The organism is Pseudomonas faucium (genome assembly GCF_021602585.1).
Lineage (GTDB): Bacteria > Pseudomonadota > Gammaproteobacteria > Pseudomonadales > Pseudomonadaceae > Aquipseudomonas > Aquipseudomonas faucium.
This window is the reverse complement of sequence record NZ_BQIP01000001.1, coordinates 533,693-554,581: the sequence shown is the minus strand read 5'-3', so window position 1 is coordinate 554,581 and position 20,889 is coordinate 533,693. Positions and strand designations below refer to the sequence as shown.

Genomic DNA, 20,889 nt, shown 5'->3' with positions numbered 1-20,889 from the left:
TTGAGACCGGGCGTCAATCAAGTGCCCGGACCTCGATCTCTACGCGCCTGTTCGGTTCCAGGCACTGAATCAGTTCGGCGCGCGGCGCTTGCAGGTTGCAGCGCACCAGTGGTTTGTTGCTGCCTTCGCCCACGGCGTCGACCAGTTCTGCCGGCAGGCCCTTGCCCACCAGGTAGGTCTTGATGGTCTGCGCGCGTTGCCGCGAAACCTGCAGGTTGCTCTGCGCATCGCCGATCTGGTCGGCGTGGCCGGTGATGACGATCTTGCCGACGTTGGGGGTGTTCAGCAGTTTGTTGGCGATGCTGCTCAACTGGCGCTGGCCGGCGGCCTCAAGGCTCTGGAAGTCGGCGCGGCCGAAGGCGAACAGCGTGTCGGACTCCAGGGTGATGGTCTCGATGGCACGCAGCGAGCGCGACAGCAGGCTGTTGATGTAGTTGCGCGAGCTGGAAATCAAGAACGCGTTGTTGAGGATGCGCGGCACGTCCGGTTCGCGGACCTGGTCGCTGTAGAAGGCGATCTGGCGCCCGGCGAACTGGTAGTCGTCGGCTTCGCCGGCAGCTTGCGCGGATTGCCCGGCAGTGCGTGGCACCTGCTTGTAGATCGCCGGGTACCAGTAGTCGGGGATGCGCGCCTTGAGCACGGCTGGCTCGGCTTGCTCGCGCTGGGCCTTGGACAGCATCAGGTAGGTGTCCAGGGTGGTCTGGCCGAACGTGGCGACCGATTGGGCACGGTTGTCCACCGGCAGGGCGCGTGGCTCGACACTGTCGATGCCGCTCACCGCTTCCAGGCGCGCGGCATTGCGCTGGTAGATCTTGATGCTGCTGAGCAGGTACAGCGAGCGCGTCAGGTTGTCGGCGGTGGGCTTGAGCATCACTTTTTCCAGCTGGGCGAAATAGCGCTCGCGGATGAAGGGCTCGATGTCGTGGCCGCTGTACAGACCCATGCGCATGGCCAGCGGCACGCCGTCGACGTGGTGGCGGGCATACAGTTCGGCCGCCGCCTGGCGCAGCTGGTCGAGGGTGTGCCAATCGGTGTACTGCTGGCTGGCTGCGGCGTCCTGTTGCTGGGCGGCCTGCAGATTGCCGGCCACGGCCTGGATGGCGGCCTTGTTGTTGCTGTACGACCAGCCCCAGGCCAGGCACAACGTCAACCCCGCAACGCCAGCGGCGGCGACCCAGGCGGCCTTGCGCCGGGCCTCGCGGTGGTTGCTGGTGTACAGCGCCACCAGGTGCTGGTCAGGGATGATCACTTTGCGGAACAGGCTGGCGATGAACAGCGGCGCGGCCTGGTTGTGGCCACCCGCGGTGTGGGCAGGCGCGGCCAGGGCGAAGCGCTCGCGCACCTGGCGGGCATAGGCTCCCTGGGCCGGCTCATCGGCGTCCAGGGCGCTGGTGAAGTAGAAACCACGCAGCAGTTCGGCGCTCTGGTAAGGGTTGGCGCGCAGCAGGTCGGTGACAAAACCCTTGAGCAGCGGCTTGAGCGCCGCCAGCTCCAGCGGCAGGCGGTAGGCGGCCGGGTCCTGGCGGGTCAGCTGGATGTCCTGCTCAAGCACTTGCTGGTCGGCCAGTGCCTGCCAGTGCTCGACCAACGCGTCCAGCGCGCTGGCAAAGCGGCTGCCCCAATCGGCCTGTGCGAAGCCTTCGTGGGCGAAGGTCTTGCCCATGACCTCGTCACGGGCGGCGGGGTCGAGCTGACGCAGGAAATGGGTGAAGCCTGGCAGCAGGTCGCACTTGGTGAACACCAGGTAGATCGGCAAGCGCAGCGCCAGCAACTCGTGCGCCTCCTGGATACGCTCGCGCAGGCGCTTGGCCAGGCGCTCGCGGCCTTCGGCGCCGGCATTGAGGATGTCTTCGATGCTGACAGCCACGATCAGGCCGTTGAGCGGGCGGCGCTGGCGGTGCTGGCGCAGCAGGCCGAGGAAGGCGCGCCACTTGCCGGCTTCTTCCTGGTTGTCGATGTAGCGCCCGGCGGTGTCGAGCAGCACGGCTTCGGAGCTGAAGAACCAATCGCAGTTGCGTGTGCCGCCAAGGCCTGCAACCCGTGCGCCTTCGCGGTCGGCGTAAGGGAAGGTGAGGCCGGACTGGTAGAGCATGGTGCTCTTGCCCGAGGCCGGCTGGCCGATCACCAGGTACCAGGGCAGGGCATACAGGGCGTCCTTGTTCGCCCCCGGCTTGGCCGAACCCTGCAGGCGCTCCAGGCTCTGCAGCAGGCGCTCGCGCAGCAGGCTCACTTCTTCGCGGTCCTGGGGGCTGGCATTGAGCACCGCTTGGTCGGCGTCATCGCGCAGCAGGGCCTGCAGGTCGTGGTGGTTGGACACGCCTCGGTACATCAGCAGCACGTAGGCGGCCGACAACAGCATGAACAGCCCGATACCGGCCAGCAGGCTGTAGAGCGAGGCAAAGCCCAGCGCCACGCCAGCCGCCCAGACCAGGAAGATGGCCAGGAAGAACACCACGCCGAGCACATACGGCTGGTATTTGAAGAAGTAGTACTTGAGCCTGTTCATCGATACTGTTCGTCCCGCGCGCTGGCAAAGCGCTCAATGAAATCGTTCAGCGCCAGGTCGTCGGCTGGCAGCGCCAAGGCGCCACCTGCCGCTGGCTGGGGCAAAGGGTCCAGCAGGTTGTAGCGCTCATGGGCGCCGGCCACGCCAGTCAGCACGCGGTACACCTCGTCGCAGCCGCGCGAGGCGAAGCACAGCAGGCCCGGGCGCATGAAGTTGTCCACCAGCACGCTGACATCCGGCATGCCGGCGCTGCCGCGCAGGCGTGACAGCAGCGTGCACCAGAGGTCGGCCATCGGCCGCTTGAGCCCGCTCTGCGCAGGCAGGGGCAGGTTGATCGCGGCAGGCTGCCCGTGCTTGAGGGCGGCGCGCAGGCGGTACAGGCTGGCCATGCCGGCCTGGGTGTCGAACTCCGGGTAGCTGTGGCGCAACGGCCGGGCGACGTCGTGCAGGTTGAAATCGCGCAGAAACTTCTCGTGCACCCGGCGGTACAGGTCCAGGTCTTGCGCGGTCCAGCCGCGCATGGCCTTGATCCGGGCGAACAGCTCGGCCATGTCGCTGCCTTGCGCGGCCTGCATCAGCAGCGGCTTGATCTGCCCGGCAAACAGCTCGCTGAGGATGTGTGGGCTGACGAACTGGCCGTCGTGCTCCACGCGGATGCTCTGGAACACCATGAACGGGTAGCGCCGTCCGCTGGTATCGCGCGAGCTGATGAAGCCGCCGAGCAGCCACTGCCCGCCACGGCTGCGGTAGCAGAAGAAGCACACCGGCAGGGCGTCGAAACGCTCGCGCCAGTCGGCTTCGGCCTGCATCCGGCCAAGGCCGTTCTGCAGCCACAGGTCGAACTCGCAGGCCTCCGGCAGGGCGCCGTTGAGGCTGACGAAGTCGGCACTGGCCGGGACTTTGCCGAAACACCCGATCATCGTGCGCCGGCCCCTTGCATCGTGCTTGCCATCGTCAGTTCACCCGCGCGCTGTCATTGAGCACGCTCAGTGCCTTGACCTGGGCCAGGTCGGTCATCTTCACCCCGCCGTAGTTGCGTACCACCAGGCTCACCGGGCCTGCCACCGATTGCCAGGTAAAACGCTGCTGGATGGTGTCCAGGTCGCTGACCCGGGCACTGTCATTCATCTTCAGCAGGCCCCAGCGGCCGGGGTAGTCGAACACGGTGATGCGCTGGCCTTCCAGGGTCACCACGTCCAGGCGTGCGCCCGGTGTGTTGTTGCTGCCTGGCCAGGCGAAACGGTTCCAGCTGGTGCGGCCGTTGCGGTAGTGCTGCTCCTGGCCATCGAGGGTGAAGATGATGTCGGTGTAGCGGGCGGACGGTTCGAGCATGATCTCGAAGCCGTTCTCGCGGTCCGACAGGCTGGCGATCACCTGGCCCACGGAGCTGGCCTTGTCGATGCTGTCGACCATCCGCGCGTTGACCAGGGGGCTGGTGTTGTTGCCGCTGCCCATGCCCAGCCCTTCGCCTGCGGCCAGGTTGCCGATTTGGTTGCGCTTGAAGGCCGGCAGTAACCCGCTGTCGGGGTCGACGAAGCGCTGCAGGTCCTTGACCGAGGCTTCGTTGTCGCTGCTGGCGACGATCGGGTAGCGGTGCGCCATGACTTGCTGCCAGGGGCGGGCGATGTCCTGCGCCCAGGCTTTGGCGATCTGCTGCCCGGCGGGGTCGCGCAGGGTTTCCCAGGTGTACTGCAGCGGCGAATTGAACAGCCGCAGCAGCGACTCGGAGAGGCTGCCGGCGCTGGTGTCGACGCTGGTCTCGATGTAATTGCGCACCAGGGTCACTTCCGAAGGCTGGCCTTCGAGGGTTTCGCTGATCAGCAGCTTGCTGTTCTTGCCCACGTCCTGGGAGCGCTGGATATTGCTCAGGCGCACCTTGAGCTTGCGCAGGGCAGCCAGGTAGCGGTCCATCACGGTACTGTCGGCGCCCTCGGCGTTTTGCGCGGCGAACAGCCGCGAGACCGGCTCGAAGCGCTTGGCCAGGCTGGCGTCGTCAACCCGTGGCAGCTTGGCGACGATGGCTTCTGCCGCAGCGCCCTGGCTGGCGAACACGCCCTTGATGCTGCTCCAGAAGCTGTCCTCGGCAGCATTGGCCGGGGAGGCGGAGGCCTGCTTGGGCAGGTCCCAGTCGGTGTTGTGGTTGACCGCGGCCAGCAGGCTCTTGACCGGCGAGTTCTGCACGTCGCTGAGCACGCTCAGGCGTTCGCTGGCATTGGCCATGTCGGTGAAGTGGCGCACACCCACGCCTTGCAGCAAGGTGAACCAGGCATCGGCGTAGTCGGCCTTGTAGCGGGCCAGCAGCTCCCGCATGAAGTTGGCCTTTTGCACCAGGCCATTGCCGCCTTCACCGTCGAGCACCCAGTCGCTGTCGTTGCGCAGCTCGCCCGAGAGCAGCTTGATCAGCTCGGGCTGGACGAACGTTTCCCAACCCTGGCGGGTATAGAAAGCCGGTACCGATTCTGCCGAGAACAGCTGGTTGCGGCTGTTGGCCGGGACCATGTCGGCCAGGGTCAGCGCCGGATACTGGCGGCCGGATTCCAGTTGCAGGCGCAGGTATTCGCGGTCGACCAGGGAGCTTGCGATCATGAACGAGCGCAGGCTCTGGCGCGCATCGGTGACCAGCTGCTCGTTGCGCCGCAGGGCGGGCGCCGTGCCTTGCTGCAGGTAGCGCACGTACATGGCGCTGTTGGCGGCGATCAGCTCGGGGCTGATCGCCTGCCCCTGTGCCTGCGCCGCCTCGGCCCAGGCGCGTGGCAGCTCGGTGGCGACGAAATCGGCATCCGGGTGCGCCTGCGGGTTGGACAGGATCAGGTAGAGCTTGAGCGCGCTGTAGGCTTCGATCACCGAGGCGATCTGCTGCTCGCTGAGGCGTCCGAGGCTGTCTTCGGACAGCGACAGCCCGGCGGTGAGAGCGGTGTCTTCGGAGGAGTCGGCGCTGGATACCGAACGGGCCTTGTCCTGCAGCGCATCGAGCGCGCGGCGCCGGCCTTCCTGGCCCAGTGCCTGGCTGCCGTTGCCGGCGACGGCAGTCAGCCGTTCGGCCACCTGGGGCGCCTTGAATACCTTGACGCCTTGGGCAGGGGTGGCGTTGCTCGCCGCTGCGTTGGCCGGGCGGCGCTTGCCGCTGTCGGCCAAGGGGGTGCGGTCGACGGTTTCGGCAAACTGGTTGAGCGCGCGCAGTTGTACCTGCAGCTGCTTGCCGATCGGCTCCAGGGCCTGGGTGCGCAGTTGCTGCAGGTAAGCCTGGCGCAGCGGGCCGAGCAGGTCGGCGCCACTGTACAGGCCAGCGCCCAGCGCCAGCGGAACGCCTTGGGTATCGTAGCCCTCGAACTCGCCCAGGTAGCGGCGCAGCTGCTCCATGGCCTGGCCGGAAGCCAGGCGCTCGGCCTGGTCCGGCGCCTGTTCGAGTTCGCTCAGTTCGCCGCCGATACTGCCCAGCACTTGGCGGTTGTTGTGGAACGACACACCTTCCCAGGCCAGCAGCGCCACGCCGGCAAGGGCTGCGGCACCGGCCAGCGCCGGGGTGAGGGCGCGGGTACGCCCCTGGCGCGAGTAGTACAGGCTCAGGTTGCGGTCGGGGAACACCACCTCGCGGAAGGTGCCGGTAATGAAGTAACTCTTGTCACCGATCTTTTCTGCAAGCCGGCCGGTACCTGCGCGTTCGCTGGCCTGTAGCGCGTAATGGGCGCCCAGCGCATCTTCATACACCGGCGGCAGTTGCTCGTCGGTCTGCAGTGCGCTGGTAAAGTACACGCCGCGCACGATCGGCGGTGTGCGGCCTTCGGCAGTGCGTTCGAACTGCTCCAGAAAGCCGCCCAGCACGCTGGCCAGCTCGGCGAAATAATTGGGGAACTGCAGCAGCTCGACGTCGGCCGTGTTGCCGGCGCCGATCAGCTGGCCGTCGACGTGTTCGCGAACACTGCCCAGCAACTGGCTGAAGCGCGCTTGGGCCACGGCGCGCAAGCCTTTGCTGCGCACCTCGGCGAGCGGGAAGGTCATGCCCAGAGGTTGTTGGCGCTGGTTGTTGTCCAGGCCTTCGAAAGCCTGGTTGAAGCCCGGCAGCAGGTCGGTCTTGCTCAGCATCAGGTACAGCGGCGGGTTGACCCCCAGGCACTCGCTGTACTCGTCGATGCGCCCGACCAGGCGTGCGGCGATGGCCTCGCGTTCGGCAACCGTGGCGCAGATGATCTCCGGCAGGCTGACCACCAGCACCAGGCCGTTGACCGCAGGCTTGCTGCGCTGCTTGCGCAGCAGTTTGAGGAACGCGGCGAACTCGCTGGCCGAGGCATCGTCACGCAGGTAGCGCCCGGCGGTGTCGATCAGCACCGCCTCGGGGCTGAAGTACCAGTCGCAGTGCTGGGTGCCGCTGTCGAAGCCGCTGGCCTGGGCGCCGGCAATCGAGGCATGCAGCCCGGAGCGGGTCAACAGCGAAGTCTTGCCCGAGGCCGACATGCCGATTACCAGGTACCACGGCAGGTCGGACAGCGCCGAGGCGCCGCCACCCCCTGCCGAGCGTGCCGAACGCAGCATGGCGATGGCGTGCTTGAGGCGCTCGCGCAGCACATGCTGATCGCGAAACTCGCCTTCGCTGCCCAGCGAACGGTCGACTTCCAGCTGGACCAGGTGCTCGATGTTCTGCTCGGCGCGGATGCGCCGGTACTGGCGCAGCACCACCAGCAACAGGCACAGCGCGCTGAACAGCGTCATGGCCACGTACACCTGCTCCGGTGCCAGCTGCCAACGCGGCAGGGCGAACCAGCAGATCAACAAGCCGATCACCCAGCCCAGGGCCAGCGCGAACCAGAAATTCTTCAAACAGCGCAGTAGTGCTTTCATGTCTTCCTGACCGTACCCAAGTTAAACGCCGAACAGTTGTCGGACCTGTTCTGCCAATGCCGCGACTTCCTTGCCCAGCAACCAGTCCAGGGTCAGGTACACGGCGCCGCAGACAAGTGCCACCAGCACCAGGTAAAGCCACAGCGGCACTTCGTAGCGCAGCATCTGCGAGACCTGGTCGGGCAGCGCCCACTGCGCGGCGAGTGCCTTGCGTGGCGCACGGTGGCGGGCGATGTCCTGGCCCAGGGTGTTGGCGATGTAGCGCAGCTGGTCTTTCTGCTCCAGGCTGTACTTGCCCTCGAAGCCCAGGGCCAGGCACAGGTGGTACACCTCGAGCACATCGAGGTTGCGCTTGACGTCGCTGCGCAGGCTGTCGAGCTTGTCGAAGAAGCCCTGGCCGGCCAGGTGCACGCCGAAGTACTGGAACTGCAGCGGGTTGATCTCGATCTGGTTGCGGATCTCGCTGGGCCCGGCATTGAGCACGCTCTCGTCGAGAAACGCGCACAGCGCGTACTGGGCGTCCTTGACCTGCTCGACGCTGTAGTTGGCACGCCGCGCATCGCGCTCCAGCGCCGGGAAGAACTCATCGACACTGGCGCGCAGGCGCTTGACGTCGACTACCTTGTTGCCCCGGCGAATCATCAGCGCCATGGTCAGGAAGTCCTTGACCAGGTCCTTGAGGGTCGAGGGTTGTTCGACGGCGGTCACGCCGCCTGGCATCACGGCAACAGTCATTTGAGCACCGCCATCAGTTCGAGCTTGAGGTTCTTGAAGGCACTGGGCACGTAGAAGGCGATGGCGTTGGCGCCCATCATGCGTTCATACACGCGGCCATGCGGTTCGATCGCGAAGTACTGGTTGTCCAGGCGCACCGGGATGGCATTGGGCGTGCGCACGCAGTGGTTGAGCGTGGCGCCGGGCATGGCGGTGTTGACCACCACTTCGATGTCTTCCGGCGAGCCGACCTTGAACGCCCGCGGTACCAGTTCCAGCACCTGGGCGCCGGGCATGTCGGCGTGCACCGAGATGTAGAAGTCGGCATCGGCCAGGCGCGGGTCGTTGAGGCGGCCGACGTAGTACGACGGGCGCGTCTGGTCCAGCGCAATCGGGATGTACTGGTTGGGCACCACGCTGTTGAGCAGCTCGCGCACCAGCCGGTCGAGCTTGAGCATCGAGGCGGCCGGATCGTGGTGGTCGTAGGGCGCAATGTCATCCAGGCGGGCGTTGAGCGAGAAGGTCAGCAGGCTACCGGCCAGCTCGGCGAGGAAGCGGTACAACTGCTCCGGGTGCAGCCGCGGGTGCTGCAGCAAGTGGGCAAGGCCCGGGTAGGCGCGGTTGACGGTGTACAGCAGCCAGAACAGGCTGACGTCGCTGGAGCCGAACTCGGCGATCTGGTCGGCGCGCTCGCGGCGCCGCCCGGACAACGTTTCGCTCTTGCTCTGCAGCAGCGCCAGCAGGCGCTGGGCGATGGTCAGCAAGGTGTCGTGGGCGCCCAGGTGCAAGGCGGGGTGGACGAACTGGCTGTCGACGCTGAAGGCGTTGAGGTTGTTGCGCTGCAGGTGCAGCAGCGGGCAATAGCTGTAGCCGTCCAGGGCATCGCCATCGACCAGCAGCACCACGTTCAGGCGCAGGCTGGTGATCTCGTTCTCCAGGTCGCCTTCGTTGAGGTCGGGCAGGGTATCGAAGGCCTTGCGGTAGCGGCGTGCGCCCTGGCGTTCGGCACCTTCCTCGAGGTAGTTGGCGCTGTAGGGTTCTGCCAGCTTGAGGGCGGCATACACCTTCAGGCCCGAGCCCTGCATCACGTCCTTGAGGTCGCGGGCGGCGGGCAGCGGGTCGTGCTGCGGGGCATCGAACACCGAGCCGTCAGGGAACACCAGGTGCAGGCGCTTGAGCTGCAGGATGCCGCCGCTCAGGGCCTGCTCGTCGACTTCCAGGGCTTGCACGCCCCAGTGGAACGGCGAGCTGCGCAGGCTTGCCTGGGCCAGCTGGTGCTGGTGGAACTCGTCCTGGTACTGGAAGTGCTGGGGCAGGAGGAACATGCCCTCCGACCACATCACACGGCTTTTCTTACTCATGGATACCTTCCAGTGCTGAGTCGAACAGGTTGTTCATCGATTTCTTCATGGATTGGTCGGCGGCCTGTTCGGCCGCCTGCTGCGCGGAGTCCAGCGCCTTGGCCTGCAGCTGCTGGGCCACGGTGGGCTGCGGTTGCGCCGGCTGCAAAGTGGCCACGGCCTGCTGGTTGGGCAGCTCCAGCACGTCCTGGCCGCGCTCGGCGGTGATGGCGTTGTGGTCGAGCAGGATGCGGCCGCCACTGGAGGAGAAGAAGATGCCGTCCTTGCGGAAGGCGTCGGCGTTGAAGGCCATCTTCCAGCGGCCACCGCTTTCGTCGCGGAAGAAGGCGGCCACGGCCACGTAGCGTGCCTGTTTGTTCAAGGGCCAGCGCTGGATGTCGCCGATGCCGGGCAGCACCACCCGCTCACGGCTGTCGAGCAGGGTATTGCCCAGCGCCTGCTCCGGGTGCTGCTGCAAGGTGTCGGCATCGCTGCTGACGAAGCGCTCCAGGCTGGTGAGCTGGTAGATCCGGGTGACCACCGACAGCGGCGTGCCGGCAGCGTCCGGGTTCAGCTGGTTGCCACCGTCGATGGTGAGGATCACCTGCTCGTCGCTGCTGAACAGCATGTCGCCAGCCCACGTGTCGTCGACTCGCTTGCCGACCCGGTCGGTGATGCCGCAGGCGCTCAGCGCCGATGCCACGATCAATACACCCAGTAACCTGCCCATTGCCCTGCTCCTGATGATTCGCTCTGGCAGCACCCGTGCTGCCGATGGTCCCTGCGTCAACGTGTGTATCCCTTACGCCAGGCTGTAGGTGAAACCACCGGCCTCATCCAGGTCGATGCGCAGGCTGTTGATCGGCTGGTCCTCGGCCATGCGCGCCAGTACATGCTCGGCCAGCTCCGGCATGAGGCTGCCCGAGAGGATGTTGTCGATGTTGCGTGCACCGCTGTCGACTTCGGTGCAGCGCGCGGCAATCGCCGGCACCAGCGCCGGGCCAAAGTGCAGCTGGGCCTGGTGGTTGTGCTCGAAGCGTTGGCGGATACGCGCAAGCTTCAGGCCGACGATGCGTTCGAGAATGGCGTCCTGCACCGGGTAGTAGGGGACGATGCTCAGGCGGCCGAGGAATGCCGGCTTGAACACGGCATTGAGCTGCTCGCGCAGGTCCTCGACCAGTTGCGCCGGGGCTGGGGCCTGTACGGCCCCCAGGCAGGTGCGCATGATGTGCTCGGTGCCGACGTTGGAGGTAAGGATGATCACCGTGTTGCGGAAGTTGATCTCGCGCCCTTCGCCGTCGTCCAGCACGCCCTTGTCGAACACCTGGAAGAACAGTTCGAGCACGTCGGGGTGGGCCTTTTCCACCTCGTCGAGCAGCACCACGCTGTAAGGCTTGCGGCGCACCGCTTCGGTCAGCACGCCGCCTTCGCCGTAGCCGACGTAGCCGGGTGGCGAACCCTTGAGGCTGGAGACGGTGTGGGCCTCCTGGTACTCGGACATGTTGATGGTGATCACGTTGCGCTCGCCGCCGTAGAGGGTGTCGGCCAGGGCCAGGGCGGTCTCGGTCTTGCCCACGCCGCTGGGGCCGAGCAGCAGGAACACGCCGATCGGCTTGTTCGGGTCTTCCATGCGCGCCCGGGAAATCTTGATGCGCTTGCCGATCTCGTGCAGGGCGTGGTCCTGGCCGAGCACGCGCTCGGCCATCAGCGCGGGCAGGCGCTGCACGGTGTCGATTTCGTCGCGCAGCATCTTGCCCAGCGGGATGCCGGTCCAACCGGCGATCACTTCACCGATGGTGGCGCCATCGACCAGGGCGTGGACCAGCGGCTCCTCGCCCTGGACATCGGCCAACTGGTTGCGCAGTGCGGCCAGTTCGGTGCGGTTGTCGGTGTCACTGGCCTCGCCCAGGGCGTGGATCTGGCGCACCAGTTCCAGCTCGCGCTGCCACTGCAGGTTCAGCCGCTGCTGGCGCTCGCTGGCCTGAGCGAGTTGTTCGTGCAGTTGCTCGAGCCGGCGCTGGTGGTCGCTGCCTTGGCGTTGCTCCTGCTGCAGCAGGGTGATTTCCGCCTGGAGGTGGCCGACCAGGCGCAGGCAGTCTTCAAGACGCCCCGGTTGCGCGCTCTGGCCCAGGGCAACCCTGGCGCAGGCGGTGTCGAGCACGCTGACAGCCTTGTCCGGCAGCTGCCGGCCGGTGATGTAGCGGCTGGACAGGCGCACCGCCTGCACCAGGGCATCGTCCATCACCGCCACGCGGTGGTGCGCCTGCATCTTGTCGAGCAGCCCGCGCAGCATATAGATAGCCTGCTGTTCGTCTGGCTCCTCAACCTTGACCACCTGGAAGCGGCGGGCGAGGGCGGCGTCTTTTTCGAAGTACTTCTTGTATTCGGCCCAGGTGGTGGCGGCGATGGTGCGCAATTCGCCGCGCGCCAAAGCTGGCTTGAGCAGGTTGGCCGCATCGTTCTGTCCGGCCTGGCCACCGGAGCCGATCAGCGTGTGGGCTTCGTCGATGAACAGGATGATCGGGTGGACGCTGCGCTTGGTCTCCTCGATCACCGATTTCAGGCGGTTCTCGAACTCACCCTTGATCCCGGCACCGGCCTGCAGCAGGCCCAGGTCCAGGGTGTGGATGGCGACGCCCTTGAGTGGCGCCGGCACATCGCCCTGGGCGATACGCAGGGCCAGGCCCTCGACCACGGCAGTTTTGCCGACGCCGGCTTCGCCGGTGAGGATCGGGTTGTTCTGCCGGCGGCGGGTGAGGATATCGACCATCTGCCGAACTTCGGCTTCGCGGCCCAGCACCGGGTCGATCCGGCCTTCGCGGGCACTGCGGGTCAGGTCGACGGTGTACTGGTCCAGCGCCGGGGTCTTGCCCGACCCCGCGGCCCGGGCGGGCGCTGCGCTGCCGGCGGCGGCCAGCGGCGTGGCCTGCTGGGCTTCACCACTGGCGCTGATCAGCTCGGCCAGGTTGGCGCGCAGGTCGTCGACGTTGACCTTTTCCAGTTCGGCCGCGCTGGCCAGCACCAGCCGGTGCAGGTCGGGGTCATTGAGCAGGGCCAGCAGCAGGTAGCCGCTGCGGATCTGTTGGCTGGCGTATTCGATCGAGGCCAGCACCCAGGCGCGTTCGATCAGCTGGGTGATGTGCGGCGACAGGGCGGGGGTGCGGGTGTTGCCAGTCTTGAACCCTTCCAGTGCCTGGGCCAGCTGCGATTGCAGGCGCTCGACCACCACATCGTAATGACGCAGCAGCGGGCGCAGGTCGTTGTCGTCGCCTTCGAGCAGTTGCAACAGCACGTGCTCGATGTCCACTTCGTAGTGACGCTCGGCAAGGCACAGCGCGGCGGCGCTCTCGGTGGCGCTGCGGCAGGTGTCGTTGAGCTTGGCAAACAAGGACTTGAGATTCACAGCGAGACCCCATCAAAAGGAATACTAAAAATGCCGCAGCGCACAGGCTTGGCCTGGCTGCCGGGCCGCTTCAGCCAGCCCATCCAGCCCAGCGCCACGCCGCCTTGGCGGCCCAGGCGGGCAACCGGTACGGCTTCGGGCTTGAGTTGCGGTGCCAGTTCGAAATCAAGGCTCGGGCCGAGGTAGAAGCGCACCAGCTCGACCAGCTTGCGGTAGGTATCGGTGCCCGGCAGCAAGCGCTGGTAATCGGCCAGCTCCAGCGGGCCGATCTCGATACGCACGCACGACTGGTAGTCCCAGACGCGGTTGCCGGCGACGCTGCTCTGGCCCAGCTGGGCGTTCTGCCGGCCCAGGCGCGTGCACTGCTCGGGCGCCAGTTGCAGCCAGCGCCCGGCGAACTGAGTTACGGTGAACGTCAGGCCGAAGTAGAAGCACAGCATCGCCTGCAGGTTCTGCGGGTTGCGCGGGCGCTGGGTGAACAACCCGGCGAAATGGCTGTACAGCTCGTGGCGCAACCCCGCGCCGGCTTCGCCGAACTTGCGCTTCTGGCCTTGCTCGCCGAAGCCCACCAGGTTGAGCAGGTAGCGTTCGAAGTCCGAGGCGCCGTTGCGCTCATGCTCGATGTGGAACCGGTACTTCTGCCAGGCCTGGTAGAACAGCGCGACCATGCGGTGGGAGAACAGGTCCAGGAACGCGTGCGCGGCATCGTCGCGGTACTGGATGTGACGGTTCATCAGCAGCTCGGTGTAGGGCCGCGGCAGCACGCCCGACGGGCCCACCAGGCCCATGAAGGTCACCTGCACCTCGGACAGCGGCTGGCCGTTGATGTTGCTGCGCTCGGCGCGCTCGAACTTCAGTTCGCTGACTTCGCTGACCGGGAAGTTCAGCGACAGTTGCGAGCGAAAACGCAGCGGGTCTTCATGCGGCCGGGTTTCCGGGTCGATACGCCCGGCACGGCTGTAGTGCAGGCGCAGCAGCCGTACCAGTTGGAAGAATTCGAACCGGTAGGGCTCCGCGCGTGCCTGGTCGATCAGACCAGGGGTTGATCGCCGGTTCTGGCTGGCCATTGTACGATTCTCTTTTCCCGCTGACGGGTACGCAGGGTGAGTTGGGTGAAGCTGTTGACGGTGCAGTACTGGCTGAAGAAGTGATCGAGGATCTTGCCGAACAGGAACACGCCGCTGCCGATGTACTGGCTTTCGTCCAGTTCCAGGGTGATGCCCACGCCGCGCACGAAATTCGGCCGCGGGTGGCCGATGCGCGCCACCACCGGTTCGCTCTTGATCGACAGGATGCCGCTGATCTGCTTGCGCACGGCCGATGTGCGCCGGTAGTCGTAGAGGCTGAGCATTTCCTGCAGCACCTCCTTGCCATTGGCCACCAGCGACAGGTGGTTCAGCGACAGGTGCGAGACCAGCCGCCAGATCAGGCCTTCGCCCAGGGGCACGCGGGCCGTGGCGGTGGGTTTGCGCAGCATGCGGATGCTGTCGACCACGCCGTCCTGGTCGAGGCTGAAGTCGCTCTGGTTGCCGCCGTAGCTGAGCAGTTGCGGCAAGTCGCGGTTGCTGCAGGTCAGGGCGATGCTCAGGGTGTCGTTGCTGGTGTCGATCAGGTCCAGCTCGCGGTCGACCACGCGGATCAGCATGTCGGTGCCGCCCTGGCTGCCGCGCCGTGACGGTTGCCGGCGGCCGATCCAGTAGCAGGCATCCGGGCCCAGCTCACCGCGCGGTTCGAAGAATGGGTTGCAGGCGCTGACCGTGTCTTTGCCAGCCAGCTTGCGCACCCGCAGCACGCGGTCGATCGACACCACTTCGGCGTTGCCTTGCAGGCGCACGTCCGGGGTCACCGGATATTCGGGCAGCGCGTGGGTCAGCTTGATCGGCTCGGCCTGATGCTTGAACAGGTTGATGATCGGCGTGCAGCCGAGCTTGAAGTTGTTGCGGCCGATGTTCTGCGCCAGGCGTACCAGGCGCTCGCCCAGCTCGAAGTGGGCGAAGTAGAAGTTGATCTCCAGCGTGCGCAGGTCACGCCCGGCCAGGCTGCGCTTGAGCCCGCCGATGTCGAAGAACATGAACTTGTCGGGGAAGGTGAAGTAGTCATGCAGCAGGCGGTAGCCGGCGAACGAGCGCGACGAGTAGTCGACCAGGCCATCGGCGGCTTCGAAACCCACGGCCTGCAGGGCATCGGCGGGCAGGCCGATCTCGCGGCGCTGGCCATTCTCGGTGAAGCTCAGGGTGGCCTTGGCCAGGTTGTTGAACAACAGTTCGTACAGTTGCAGCATCAACGTGCTTTCGCCGTCGAGGAAGAACCGCAGCGAGTGGATGTCCAGCTGGCCGAAGTGCTGGTCAGTGGTCGCCGCCAGGGCGATTTTCAGGTGGGCGACCAGGTCGGCGCTGTGGCCGTTGAACACCGAGCGTTCGAGTTCGACGAACGCGGCATCCTGGACCGCGATGGGCCACAGTTGTACCGGGTAGCAGGTGCGGAACCGGCAGGCGACACCGTCGACAACGCGCGAAGCGATTTCGCTGTGGCGCTCGATGGTATGGCAGCCGGTCAACGCCGCCCGGTTGCCGGCGCAGAACTCGGCGATCGACAACGCCGGGGTAGGGCGCAGGTAATGCGGGTAGAGAACTTCGAGGAAGGCTTCGACGATTTCCGGAAACTCGTCATCGAGCTTTTTATGAATCCGTGCCGAAAGGAACGAAAACGCTTCGATCAGGCGCTCGGTGTGCGGGTCTTCGCAGTTGTCCCCTTCGATCAGCAGGCGCGAGGCGATTTTCGGGTACTCGCGCGCAAATTCCTGCCCGAGGTAGCGCAGGTGCGAGAGTTCCTTTTCGTAGTAGGGCAGCAGATCGTCGAGCATCAGTTGAGGTTCTGCACTTTGTATTCTTGGGTATTGACCTGGAGTACCGCATCGAAGGACACCTGGCGCGTGGCGTCCTGCAGGTGCAGCACCGCATCGACCCGGAAGGTCAGCATGCGGTGGCCCACTTGCTGGTTCATCAATTGCACGCGCACCGCGCGAAAGCGTTTGTCGCCCACGCTGATGGCGCGTTCCAGCTGCGCCTGGATCAACCGCCGGTCCTCGGGGTTGAGCACGCCCTTGCTGGTGAAGTCGGGCATGCCGTACTCAAGGATGCTGCCGGCCAGTTGCGGATGGCTGCCCAGGCGCTCGGCGACCAGGCACTGGCGGGTATTGACCAGCACCTCGAGGTCGCGGATCAGGCTGGCCTTGTAATCGGCCAAAGAGCACAGGCGCCCGGACACCGCCTCGCTTGCCTGATGCGGTACATCATCGAGCAAGCGATCGAGCAGCGTGGGTACCAATTGGTAGTGACGGCTCATGGGTGAACTGCGCCTTCCTGGCCTGGGTTCGATCAGCTACGGGTGGATTGCGGAAGTTCGGCGACCAGGCGCAGCGAGGCGGTCAGTTCGTCGAGCTGGTAGTGCGGGCGCAGGAACGCCACGGCCTTGTAGGCACCCGGCTTGCCGGGCACTTCCACGACCTCGACACTGGCTTCGCGCAGCGGGAACTTGGCCTTGGCCTCCTGGCCCGCGGTGTCGTCGAGCAGCACGTAGTCAGCCAGCCATTCGTTGAGGAACGACTCGACGTCCTTGCGCGAGGCAAAGCTGCCGATCTTGTCGCGCATGATCGCCTTCATGTAGTGGGCGATGCGCGAAGTGGCGAAGATGTACTGCAGCTGCGCCGACAGGCGTGCGTTGGCGTTGGCAATGTCGGTGTTGTACTGCTTCTGCTTCTGTGCCGACTGGGTGCCGAAGAACGCGGCGTAGTCGGTGCCCTTGCAGTGCACCAGGGGGATGAAGCCCAGGTCCGACAGCTCTTTTTCGCGGCGGTCGGTGATAGCGATTTCAGTCGGGCACTTAAGCGCGACTTCGCCGTCGTCGGTCTTGAAGGTGTGGGTCGGCAGCCCTTCGACCAGGCCTCCGCCTTCCACGCCACGAATCGCCACGCACCAGCCGTAGCGCGAGAAGGCGTCGGTGACGCGCGTGCCCAGGGCGTAGGCGGCGTTCATCCACAGGTACTTGTTGTGGTCGCGGCCGTCGACGCTTTCGACGAAATTGAATTCGTCCACCGGCACGGTATCCGGGCCGTAGGGCAGGCGGCCAAGCACATGGGGCAAGGTCAGGCCGACGTAGCGCGAGTCTTCCGAGGCGCGGAACGACTTCCACTTGGCGTACTCGACGGTGTCGAAGATCTTCGCCAGGTCGCGCGGGCCGGACATGTCGGTGAACGAGTCCCAGCCGAACAGCTCGGGCGAGGCAGCCGAAATGAACGGTGCGTGGGCAGCGGCGGCGACGTGCGAGATTTCTTCGAGCAGGTACATGTCTTCGGGGCTGCGGGTGAACTCGTAGTCGCCCAGCAGCATGCCGAATGGCGCGCCGCCAAAGGTGCCGTATTCCTCTTCGTAGATTTTCTTGAACAGCGCGCTCTGGTCGAATTCGCTGGCAGCCTTCAGATCGCGCACCAGGTCTTTCTTCGAGGCGTTGAGCAGGTGGATCTTCAGCGTGGTGCTGGTTTCGGTCTGGTCGACCTGGTACTTCAGGCCGCGCCACGAAGCCTCCAACTGCTGGAACTCGCGGGCGTGCATGATCTCGTTCATCTGCTCGGAGAGCATCGCGTCGATTTCGGCGATGCGTGCATCCAGTACCGCGATCAGGTCCTTGCTCGGCGTCAGTTCGCCTTCCAGTACCTGGCCGACCAGTTCACCGATCAGGTCGCGGGTGCGGCTGCGTTCGGTTTCCGAGCGGGCCACGCGGCTTTCGGAAATGATGCTGTCGAGCAGCGAGGCCTGCGGGGCGAAGTGCTCGACTTCGACCAGGTCGGTGTCCTGCTGCGGCAGTGCTTGTTTGTCGGTCATCGTCTGGCTCCTGCTTACTCGTTGCCGTCGGCGGCGGGGACGGCGGCCTCGCGACCGAATTCCTTGCCCAGGGTTTTCAGCTTCTCGGTGTTTTGCAGCACGTCCATCAGCAGCTCTTCGAGCTTGTCGTTGCCGCCCATCTTGTTGCGCAGGTCAGCCAGCTTGTTGCGCACTTCCAGCAGCTTGCGCAGCGGCTCGACCTGCTTGACCACGTTCTGCGGCTCGAAGTCTTCCATGCTGTTGAAGTTCAGCTCCACGCCCAGCTGGGTGCCGTTCTTGGCCAGGGTGTTGTCGACGCGGTAGGTCAGGCGCGGCTTGATGCCCTTGAGCACGCCGTTGAAGTTGTCGCGGTCGATGAACACGAACTTGCGGTCCTTGAGCTTGGGCAAGGGCTCCAGCGGGTTGCCGGAGAAATCGCCCAGCACGCCGACGACGAAGGGCAGTTCCTTTTTCTCGATCGCATCGCCGATGTCCACGTCGTAGGTGATGTGGACCCGCGGCGCGCGAACGCGGTCGAGTTTGTGCTGGGTACTTTCCTTCTTCGCCATCGTGATCTCCAATGCGAGCAATTCGCTGCGAAACTTGGCGCGGCCCGGTAGCGGGCCGCGCGTTACAGTCCTTCGATCGTCAGCAGCAGGCGCTGACGGATTTCGTCGTTCATTTCCAGGATGTTGTCGCGGCCCACCAGCTCTTCGAAGCTGGTGTTGCCGGCAATCTGCGTGCTGCTGCGGATGACCGAATCGTCGGGAAGCTCCGAACGCACCGGCGCGCTGATGACGCAGAACGGCAGGTCGCCCAGGCCCTTGAGGCGCTCGAAGCTCAGGCCGAAGCGCAGGCCTTCGAACAGCCGGCCAAGGCCGGGCGACTTGCTCAGGCAGTAGAACAGCACCAGGTAGTGCACCACGAAGCGGTACAGCTCGGCGCTGCTGCGATTGGGGTCGTTGATGACGCTGCGAAAGCGCGCCAGCTCGAAGCCCTGGAAGCCCACCACCCAGCGCACTGGGCTGGTGATGCGGATGACCTGGCCGCTTTCGGCCAGCACCTTGTCGTATTCGAGGGGGAACAATTCGGGGGTGGTGCTGATGAGGTTGAGCGGCACGTCCAGCTCGCTCACCAGCTGGAAAGGGGAGGCCGAGCCGATGCGCTCGTAGAGTTCGATGAGCGACTGGAAGTGGCCCTGGGTTTCGCGCCCGCTGCTGCGTTGCGCGCCCTGCAGGTATTCGCCGAACAGCGTTTGCGGACGGATCAGCGGGGCCACGGTGGCGAGGTAATCCGACGCCTGCGCCTTGAGCGCATCGGAAATAGCCCGCGTCTGGCCACGCAGCCTGATCAGTGCTTCGACATCAAACGTCTGTGTCATCGGTACATCGTCCATGAAGCTTGGTGTTCGTCCTGTAACGCCGTTGGCGTGGACCTGAAACTCGGTACTGGCACATGAATATCGTGTTGCCAGTAATGCCGTGTAGGGCAGCTCGTCGTAAGAGAAGTTCCAGCGACGGCGGCGATTTTTTCCTTGTTTTGTGAACGGGTGCAATGGTGTCGCATTGCTATCGATTGATGGTTGAGGGCGCGGAAAATAGGCGATTGGCCCCGGAGGGAGTGGGTTTTGCGCGGGAAGAATGAGCGCTGGATTCACCTCAAAATTATTTTTGAAAAAGTGAATCGCGTCGCATTTTTTGCCCGATGAACGGGTGTGTTTTCGGCTGGGCAATTGGCCATTAAATGATGGCAATGCGACGGAATACGGCGCGCCGGAGGCCTTGTAGGAGCGGATTTATCCGCGATGAAAGCAACCCCGCACATGAGTAGTGCTTCACCCTGGACCGCGGATCAATCCGCCACCAAAGACTATGAAACCCTTCCCTCTACAACGTAGTTCCACTACGTGGAACCACATTCCATTGTGCTCCCACCCCCACTCGCGCTTATCTGTCCCCACCCACGACCTGCCTTTTCCCCCGTCGTGATCTCAAGCGAACAACAAAAAACGGGACCCACCCGCGCGAGGAGATTCCCCATGTCGCAGCATCAGCACATCCTGGCCTGGCTCAATGACGTGGCCAGCGACCTGCACGCCATCCGCCACGATATACACGCCCACCCCGAACTCGGTTTCGAAGAAAGCCGCACCTCAGCCCTGGTCGCGTCCTTGCTGCAGCAGTGGGGCTATGAAGTGCACACCGGCATCGGCAAGACCGGTGTGGTCGGCGTGCTGCGCAACGGCAGCAGCCCGCGCAAGCTGGGCCTGCGCGCCGACATGGACGCACTGCCCATCGTCGAGGCCACCGGCGCCGCATACAGCAGCCGCCACCAGGGTTGCATGCACGCCTGCGGCCACGACGGGCACACCACCATGCTGCTGGGCGCGGCGCGCTACCTGGCGGCGACGCGGCAGTTCGATGGCACGCTGACGCTGATCTTCCAGCCGGCCGAGGAGGGCCAGGGCGGGGCAGAGGCGATGCTGGCCGATGGCTTGCTCGAGCGCTTCCCCTGCGATGCGCTGTTCGGCATGCACAACATGCCGGGGCTGCCGGCGGGGCACCTGGGCTTTCGCGAGGGGCCGATGATGGCTTCGCAGGACTTGCTCACGGTAACCCTCGACGGCGTCGGCGGGCATGGCTCGATGCCGCACCTGACGGTCGACCCGCTGGTGGCGGCGGCCAGTGTGGTGATGGCGCTGCAGACGGTGGTGGCGCGCAATATCGATGCCCAGGAAGCGGCGGTGGTGACGGTCGGGGCGCTGCAGGCGGGGGAGGCGGCCAACGTCATTCCACAGCAAGCGCTGCTGCGCCTGAGCCTGCGCGCGCTGGATGCGAAAGTGCGGGCGCAGACGCTGGAGCGGGTGCGGGCAATCATCACCCAGCAGGCGGAGAGCTTTGGCTGCACCAGCACCATCGAGCACCGCCCGGCCTACCCGGTGCTGGTCAACCATGCTGCGGAAAACGCCTTTGCCACCCAGGTCGGGGTCGAGCTGCTCGGCGCCGAGGCGGTGGATGGCAACACCCGCAAGCTGATGGGCAGCGAGGACTTCGCCTGGATGCTGCAGCGCTGCCCGGGCGCTTACCTGTTCATCGGCAACGGTGAAAAGCGGCCGATGGTGCACAACCCCGCCTACGACTTCAACGACGACATCCTGCTGACCGGCGCGGCCTACTGGGGCGCGTTGGCGGAACGCTGGCTCGCGCCGGCCTGACCTTCCTGTATTGACCA

14 protein-coding genes are annotated in these 20,889 nt (G+C 65.4%); 1 reads left to right on the top strand and 13 read right to left on the bottom strand.

Translation table 11 applies throughout. The features are described 5' to 3' along the window. Positions 1 to 13: 13 nt before the first annotated feature. The 13 genes from tssM to L6D75_RS02535 form a co-directional block, all read right to left on the bottom strand. Complete coding sequence (gene tssM, locus L6D75_RS02595) at positions 14 to 2,506, bottom strand: type VI secretion system membrane subunit TssM (protein WP_176517288.1); 2,493 nt, start codon at positions 2,504 to 2,506, stop codon at positions 14 to 16. Further along, positions 2,503 to 3,426 (bottom strand): type VI secretion system-associated protein TagF, encoded by a 924-nt coding sequence (tagF, locus tag L6D75_RS02590; protein WP_176517287.1) that lies wholly within the window; start codon positions 3,424 to 3,426, stop codon positions 2,503 to 2,505. Before tagF ends, tssM begins: the two co-directional genes overlap by 4 nt. 34 nt (positions 3,427 to 3,460) lie before the next feature. Beyond that, positions 3,461 to 7,342, bottom strand: a complete 3,882-nt coding sequence (locus L6D75_RS02585) for a type VI secretion protein IcmF/TssM N-terminal domain-containing protein (RefSeq protein ID WP_176517286.1) — start codon at positions 7,340 to 7,342, stop codon at positions 3,461 to 3,463. A gap of 21 nt (positions 7,343 to 7,363) precedes the next feature. After that, positions 7,364 to 8,077: a type IVB secretion system protein IcmH/DotU gene (icmH, locus tag L6D75_RS02580; protein WP_176517285.1), complete on the bottom strand. Its 714-nt coding sequence runs from the start codon at positions 8,075 to 8,077 to the stop codon at positions 7,364 to 7,366. Then, positions 8,074 to 9,417 carry a type VI secretion system baseplate subunit TssK gene (gene tssK, locus L6D75_RS02575; RefSeq protein ID WP_176517284.1) on the bottom strand — a complete coding sequence of 448 codons (1,344 nt, stop codon included), beginning with the start codon at positions 9,415 to 9,417 and terminating at the stop codon, positions 8,074 to 8,076. Before tssK ends, icmH begins: the two co-directional genes overlap by 4 nt. Next, a complete protein-coding gene (gene tssJ, locus L6D75_RS02570) occupies positions 9,410 to 10,126 on the bottom strand; it encodes a type VI secretion system lipoprotein TssJ (RefSeq protein WP_176517283.1) in 717 nt (238 codons plus the stop codon). The genes tssK and tssJ overlap by 8 nt, the downstream gene beginning before the upstream one ends. A gap of 72 nt (positions 10,127 to 10,198) precedes the next feature. Further along, a complete protein-coding gene (tssH, locus tag L6D75_RS02565; protein ID WP_176517282.1) occupies positions 10,199 to 12,799 on the bottom strand; it encodes a type VI secretion system ATPase TssH in 2,601 nt (866 codons plus the stop codon). Beyond that, a complete protein-coding gene (gene tssG, locus L6D75_RS02560; protein WP_176517281.1) occupies positions 12,796 to 13,866 on the bottom strand; it encodes a type VI secretion system baseplate subunit TssG in 1,071 nt (356 codons plus the stop codon). The genes tssH and tssG overlap by 4 nt, the downstream gene beginning before the upstream one ends. Then, a complete protein-coding gene (gene tssF / locus L6D75_RS02555) occupies positions 13,830 to 15,662 on the bottom strand; it encodes a type VI secretion system baseplate subunit TssF (protein ID WP_176517280.1) in 1,833 nt (610 codons plus the stop codon). Before tssF ends, tssG begins: the two co-directional genes overlap by 37 nt. Continuing rightward, positions 15,662 to 16,144 carry a type VI secretion system baseplate subunit TssE gene (gene tssE, locus L6D75_RS02550; RefSeq protein WP_176517279.1) on the bottom strand — a complete coding sequence of 161 codons (483 nt, stop codon included), beginning with the start codon at positions 16,142 to 16,144 and terminating at the stop codon, positions 15,662 to 15,664. The genes tssF and tssE overlap by 1 nt, the downstream gene beginning before the upstream one ends. Positions 16,145 to 16,176: 32 nt before the next feature. After that, positions 16,177 to 17,679, bottom strand: coding sequence for a type VI secretion system contractile sheath large subunit (gene tssC, locus L6D75_RS02545; RefSeq protein ID WP_176517278.1), 1,503 nt, complete (start codon positions 17,677 to 17,679; stop codon positions 16,177 to 16,179). A 14-nt stretch (positions 17,680 to 17,693) separates the two neighbouring features. After that, the gene (gene tssB / locus L6D75_RS02540; protein ID WP_176517277.1) at positions 17,694 to 18,227 is read right to left on the bottom strand and encodes a type VI secretion system contractile sheath small subunit; all 534 of its coding nucleotides are present in this window, start codon (positions 18,225 to 18,227) and stop codon (positions 17,694 to 17,696) included. Between the two features lie 62 nt (positions 18,228 to 18,289). Then, positions 18,290 to 19,039 (bottom strand): hypothetical protein, encoded by a 750-nt coding sequence (locus L6D75_RS02535; protein WP_176517276.1) that lies wholly within the window; start codon positions 19,037 to 19,039, stop codon positions 18,290 to 18,292. 657 nt (positions 19,040 to 19,696) lie between these two features. Between L6D75_RS02535 and L6D75_RS02530 the strand changes: the two genes are divergently transcribed. Further along, the gene (locus tag L6D75_RS02530) at positions 19,697 to 20,872 is read left to right on the top strand and encodes a M20 aminoacylase family protein (RefSeq protein WP_176517275.1); all 1,176 of its coding nucleotides are present in this window, start codon (positions 19,697 to 19,699) and stop codon (positions 20,870 to 20,872) included. Positions 20,873 to 20,889 lie beyond the last annotated feature (17 nt).

What these genes read in the sequence shown, in the direction of transcription:
- tssM (WP_176517288.1), bottom strand. Translation starts at nt 2,506, where the DNA reads ATGAACAGGCTCAAGTACTACTTCTTCAAATACCAGCCGTATGTGCTC.
- tagF (WP_176517287.1), bottom strand. Translation starts at nt 3,426, where the DNA reads ATGATCGGGTGTTTCGGCAAAGTCCCGGCCAGTGCCGACTTCGTCAGC.
- L6D75_RS02585 (WP_176517286.1), bottom strand. Translation starts at nt 7,342, where the DNA reads ATGAAAGCACTACTGCGCTGTTTGAAGAATTTCTGGTTCGCGCTGGCC.
- icmH (WP_176517285.1), bottom strand. Translation starts at nt 8,077, where the DNA reads ATGACTGTTGCCGTGATGCCAGGCGGCGTGACCGCCGTCGAACAACCC.
- tssK (WP_176517284.1), bottom strand. Translation starts at nt 9,417, where the DNA reads ATGAGTAAGAAAAGCCGTGTGATGTGGTCGGAGGGCATGTTCCTCCTG.
- tssJ (WP_176517283.1), bottom strand. Translation starts at nt 10,126, where the DNA reads ATGGGCAGGTTACTGGGTGTATTGATCGTGGCATCGGCGCTGAGCGCC.
- tssG (WP_176517281.1), bottom strand. Translation starts at nt 13,866, where the DNA reads ATGGCCAGCCAGAACCGGCGATCAACCCCTGGTCTGATCGACCAGGCA.
- tssF (WP_176517280.1), bottom strand. Translation starts at nt 15,662, where the DNA reads ATGCTCGACGATCTGCTGCCCTACTACGAAAAGGAACTCTCGCACCTG.
- tssE (WP_176517279.1), bottom strand. Translation starts at nt 16,144, where the DNA reads ATGAGCCGTCACTACCAATTGGTACCCACGCTGCTCGATCGCTTGCTC.
- tssC (WP_176517278.1), bottom strand. Translation starts at nt 17,679, where the DNA reads ATGACCGACAAACAAGCACTGCCGCAGCAGGACACCGACCTGGTCGAA.
- tssB (WP_176517277.1), bottom strand. Translation starts at nt 18,227, where the DNA reads ATGGCGAAGAAGGAAAGTACCCAGCACAAACTCGACCGCGTTCGCGCG.
- L6D75_RS02535 (WP_176517276.1), bottom strand. Translation starts at nt 19,039, where the DNA reads ATGACACAGACGTTTGATGTCGAAGCACTGATCAGGCTGCGTGGCCAG.
- L6D75_RS02530 (WP_176517275.1), top strand. Translation starts at nt 19,697, where the DNA reads ATGTCGCAGCATCAGCACATCCTGGCCTGGCTCAATGACGTGGCCAGC.